The sequence below is a fragment of the Streptomyces tricolor genome (assembly GCF_002155905.1).
GTDB lineage: Bacteria > Actinomycetota > Actinomycetes > Streptomycetales > Streptomycetaceae > Streptomyces > Streptomyces tricolor.
In genome coordinates, this window is sequence record NZ_MUMF01000419.1 from 1 (window position 1) to 3,893 (window position 3,893).

5 protein-coding genes are annotated in these 3,893 nt (G+C 73.2%); all 5 read right to left on the reverse strand.

What is annotated here, in order from left to right:
• Positions 1–180 (reverse strand): VOC family protein (locus tag CCN44_RS27790; RefSeq protein ID WP_208639849.1); only part of this gene is annotated, 180 nt, incomplete at its 3' end.
• A 4-nt stretch (positions 181–184) separates the two neighbouring features.
• Complete coding sequence (locus CCN44_RS27795; protein WP_086700538.1) at positions 185–1,186, reverse strand: amidohydrolase family protein; 1,002 nt, start codon at positions 1,184–1,186, stop codon at positions 185–187.
• Positions 1,183–2,313 carry an FAD-dependent oxidoreductase gene (locus tag CCN44_RS27800; RefSeq protein WP_086700541.1) on the reverse strand — a complete coding sequence of 377 codons (1,131 nt, stop codon included), beginning with the start codon at positions 2,311–2,313 and terminating at the stop codon, positions 1,183–1,185. The genes CCN44_RS27795 and CCN44_RS27800 overlap by 4 nt, the downstream gene beginning before the upstream one ends.
• Positions 2,314–2,337: 24 nt before the next feature.
• Positions 2,338–3,294 carry a cyclase family protein gene (locus CCN44_RS27805; RefSeq protein WP_086700544.1) on the reverse strand — a complete coding sequence of 319 codons (957 nt, stop codon included), beginning with the start codon at positions 3,292–3,294 and terminating at the stop codon, positions 2,338–2,340.
• On the reverse strand, positions 3,291–3,893 hold a 603-nt coding region (locus CCN44_RS27810), incomplete at its 5' end, for a fumarylacetoacetate hydrolase family protein (RefSeq protein WP_244203979.1). The genes CCN44_RS27810 and CCN44_RS27805, both read right to left, overlap by 4 nt.

Here is a 3,893-nt window from a genome sequence, read left to right on the forward strand (position 1 = left end):
CTCCTCGGCCTTGCGCAGCCGGACGACGTACTGCTCCGGGGAGCCCTCGGCGGCGAGGAAGGAGATGCCCGAGTCCTGGGCGACCTCGGTCAGGCCCCAGACGCCGGCGTAGAAGTCGAGCTGCTTGTCGTAGTCGGGCACGGCGAGGTCGACGTGCCGCAGGTGGGTGAGCAGACGCATGAGATCACTCCGTGGAGAGGAGGGCGGAGGCGTTGCCGCCGCGTACGGCGTGGAAGTCGGCGTCGGCCAGACCGGCCGCGCGCAGCGCACCGACGGGATCCTCGGTGCCCATGTCGAAGGGGAAGTCGGAGCCGAGCAGCACCCGGTCGGGGCCGGCGACCCGGACCAGCTCCCGCAGGACGCCCGGGTCGTGCACGAGGGAGTCGAAGTAGATCCGCTTGAGGTAGCTGCCGGGCGGACGGGCGCAGCCGGCGCCCGCGTCGGAGCGGGCGGACCAGGCGTGGTCGGAACGGCCGATGTGGGTGGGCAGATAGCCTCCGCCGTGCGCCGCGATCAGCTTCAGGCCGGGGTGCCGGTCCAGCACACCGGAGAAGATCAGGTGGGAGAGCGCGACGGCGTTCTCCACCGGCTGCCCCACGGTGTTGGACAGGTACCACCGGTCGAGCCGCTGGTCGAGCGTGCAGCCGAAGGGGTGCAGGAAGACGAGCGCGCCGGTGTCCTCGGCCCGGGTCCAGAGGGGCTCGTAGGCCGGGTCGGACAACTCCCGCCCCGGTGCGTGGCTGGAGATCTCGACGCCCAGCAGGCCCTGGCCCAGCGCGTGATCGAGGGCGCGCACCAGGTGCTGCGGGTGCTGGAGCGGTACCAGGCCGAGCCCGCGCAACCGGCGCGGCGCGGCCGAACAGTGCGCCGCCGTCGCCTCGTCGGCCAGCCGGTACACCTGCTCCGCCGTCTCCTCGTCCGCCCAGTGGTGGTAGTGCGACGGGGAGGGACTGACCAGCTGCACGTCCACGCCCTGCGCGTCCATCGCGGCCAGCCGCACGGCGGGGTCGGTCAGTTCGGGGAGGCGGGCGCGCACCATGGGCCCGCTGACGGCGAGGGCCGCCGGACCGGCTCGCCGGGCTTCCAGCGCCCTCGCCTCCGCCCGTCCCGGCAGGCCGTCCACCAGGGCCTCCACCTCGGGCAGCAGCACGTGGGCGTGGACGTCCACGGTGGGGGGCCTGCTCACGGCAGCTCCCGCAGCATCGCCATGGTGCGGCCCATCAGGCCGGGCAGGTCCGCGTCCCGCACGCCGTCGAGCTGCCACCGCCCGATCTGCACGGATGCCTCCACGACCGGGCGGACGCGGGCGACACGCCGCTCGTAGTACGCCTGGAAGAGGGCGTCGTCCCAGGTGTCCGAGGCGGTCAGCAGCTGGGCGAGCACGAGTGCGTCCTCCAGGGACATGGCCGCGCCCTGGGCCAGGGTGGGCGGGCAGCAGTGCGCGGCGTCACCGACCAGCACCACCCGGCCCCGGTGCCAGGAGCCCTCCACCAACAGCTGGTCGAACCAGGTGTAGTTGACCTGCGCCGGGTCGGTGATGTGCGCGGTGATCTCCGGCCAGTGGCCCCCGTAGGCGGAGGCGAGGCGGCGCATCTCCTCGGCGTACGTCTCCGGCGGGATCGAGGCGCGGTCGCGGTGGGCCTCGACGACGTACGCGTAGAGCGTCGTGTCGCTGGTGGGGCAGTAACCGGCGATGTAGGCCGGGCCGCCGTAGGCGAGGTCGGTGCGGTCCACGCCGGCCGGGCGCGGGGCCGCGACGCGCCAGATGGCCATGCCGGTCGGCTCGGGCTTGTCGGTGATGCCGATCGCCGCGCGGGTCGCCGAGCTGAGGCCGTCGGCGGCGACGACCAGGTCGTACCGGCCCTCGCTGCCGTCCGAGAACCGTACCGAGACCCCGTCCGCGTCCTGGTCGACGATCTCGGCGGTCGTGCCGAGCCGCACCGAGGCGCCGCCGGCCCGCACGGCGTCCATGAGGATCCGCTGGAGCTGCGGGCGCCGCATGCCGACGGTGGCGGGCAGATCGTCGCCGCCGGTGCGCAGGTCCCGGGCGATGTGCAGGACCGTGCCGTCGGGGGCGGTGATGCCGACCGAGCCGAAACCGAAGCCCGACTCCCTCACCCGGTCCCAGACACCGAGTTCACGCAGCACACGCAGCGCGTTGCCCTGGAGGGTGATGCCCGAGCCGGCGGTGGCGTTCCAGTCGTCCTTGGCCTCGATCAGGTCCACCGTGACACCGGCGCGGCGCAGAAGCACCGTCACGGCGTTTCCTGCGGCGCCACCACCGATCACCAGGACGGTGCGGGCTGTACTCATGAGGTAACTCCCTTGCTGCGTAGGTCACTTGACGGCGACCGGGCTGACGGGCGAGCCGACCGCGCCGGTGATGGGGAGGGGCGCGGCGGTGAGCCAGACGTCGTGGACGCCGTCGGCCGCGCAGTCCTCGGCCAGCGCCTCCAGGTCCCACATCTCGCCGATGAGGAGGCCGATGTGGGGGATGGCGACCTGGTGCAGGGGCTGGAAGGCGTGCTCGAACTCGTTGGGGCGGACCTCGAAGCCCCAGGTGTCGGTGGCGATCGCGGCGACCTCGGTGCGGTGCAGCCAGCCGGCCGTGGTGAACGACAGGCCGGGCGCCGGGCCGCCGGCGTAGTCGCCCCAGCCCTCGCGGCGGGCCCGCGCCAGCTGCCCGGTGCGCACCAGCACCAGGTCGCCCCGGCCGACGGCCACCCCGTGTGCCTCGGCCGTCGCCGTCAGGTGCTCCTCGGTGATCGCGAACCCGTCGGGCAGCTCGCCGTCGACGCCGATCACGCGGCCCACGTCCAGCAGCACAGCGCGCCCGGCCACGTGCGGCGCCATGTGCTCGATGCCGGTGACGAGGTCTCCGTCGGCGGTGACGACCCGCTCGGCCGCGCGGCCGTTCCACGCCTTGCCGTGGTCGAAGATGTGCCCGAGCCCGTCCCACTGCGTGGAGCACTGCAACGGCATCGCGATCACGTCGTCGGCGCCCCCGAGACCGTGCGGGAAGCCCTGCACGCCGAGGGCGGCGTCGCTGCCGGTGTCGAGCATGGTGTGCACCGGGTTGGTGCGCCGCCGCCAGCCTTTCTGCGGCCCGTTCATGTCGAACGCCTGGGACAGCGAGAAGGCGGTACCGCGCCGGACGAGAGCGGCACCTTCGCGACGCTTGCCCTCGTCAAGGAAGTTGAGGGTGCCGATCCGGTCGTCCGCGCCCCAGCGCCCCCAGTTGGAGTACGCCTCGGCGGCCTCGGCGATCGCCCCCTCGGGATCGAGCCGGTTCATGAGGCCTCCGCGACACAACGGGTGCGCTGGACCCCGAGCCCGGTGACCGTGCCCTCCATGACATCGCCGTCGCGCAGCAGCCGGCCCCAGTGCATGCCGTTGCCGGCCGGGGAGCCCGTGAGCACGAGGTCGCCGGGGAGCAGCCGGGCGGTCTGCGAGGCGTAGGACACCATGCGCGCGACCTTGAAGATCATGTCCTGGGTGGACTCGTCCTGCATGGTCTCGCCGTTCAGCTTCAGCGTGACCCGCAGGTCGTCCAGGTTCGCGATCGACTCGGCCGGGACGATCCACGGGCCGAGCGGGGTGAAGCCGGGCGCGTTCTTGCTGCGCAGCCAGTCGGTGCCGATCCGCGGCATGTCCCGGCGGAAGACGGCGGCCCGGTCGGTCAGGTCGTTGGCGATCGTGTACCCGGCGATGTACTCCGGCGCCTCCGCCACCGGCACCCGGTGGGCCGGTCGGCCGATCACGACGGCCAACTCCAGTTCCCAGTCAGGCTGTTCGGCCCAGGCGGGCAGGACGACGTCGTCGTACGGGCCGCCGAGGACCTGCCGTACGTCTTCATCGGCCTGCCGACCTCGATCGGCGGCCCGTACGACGAC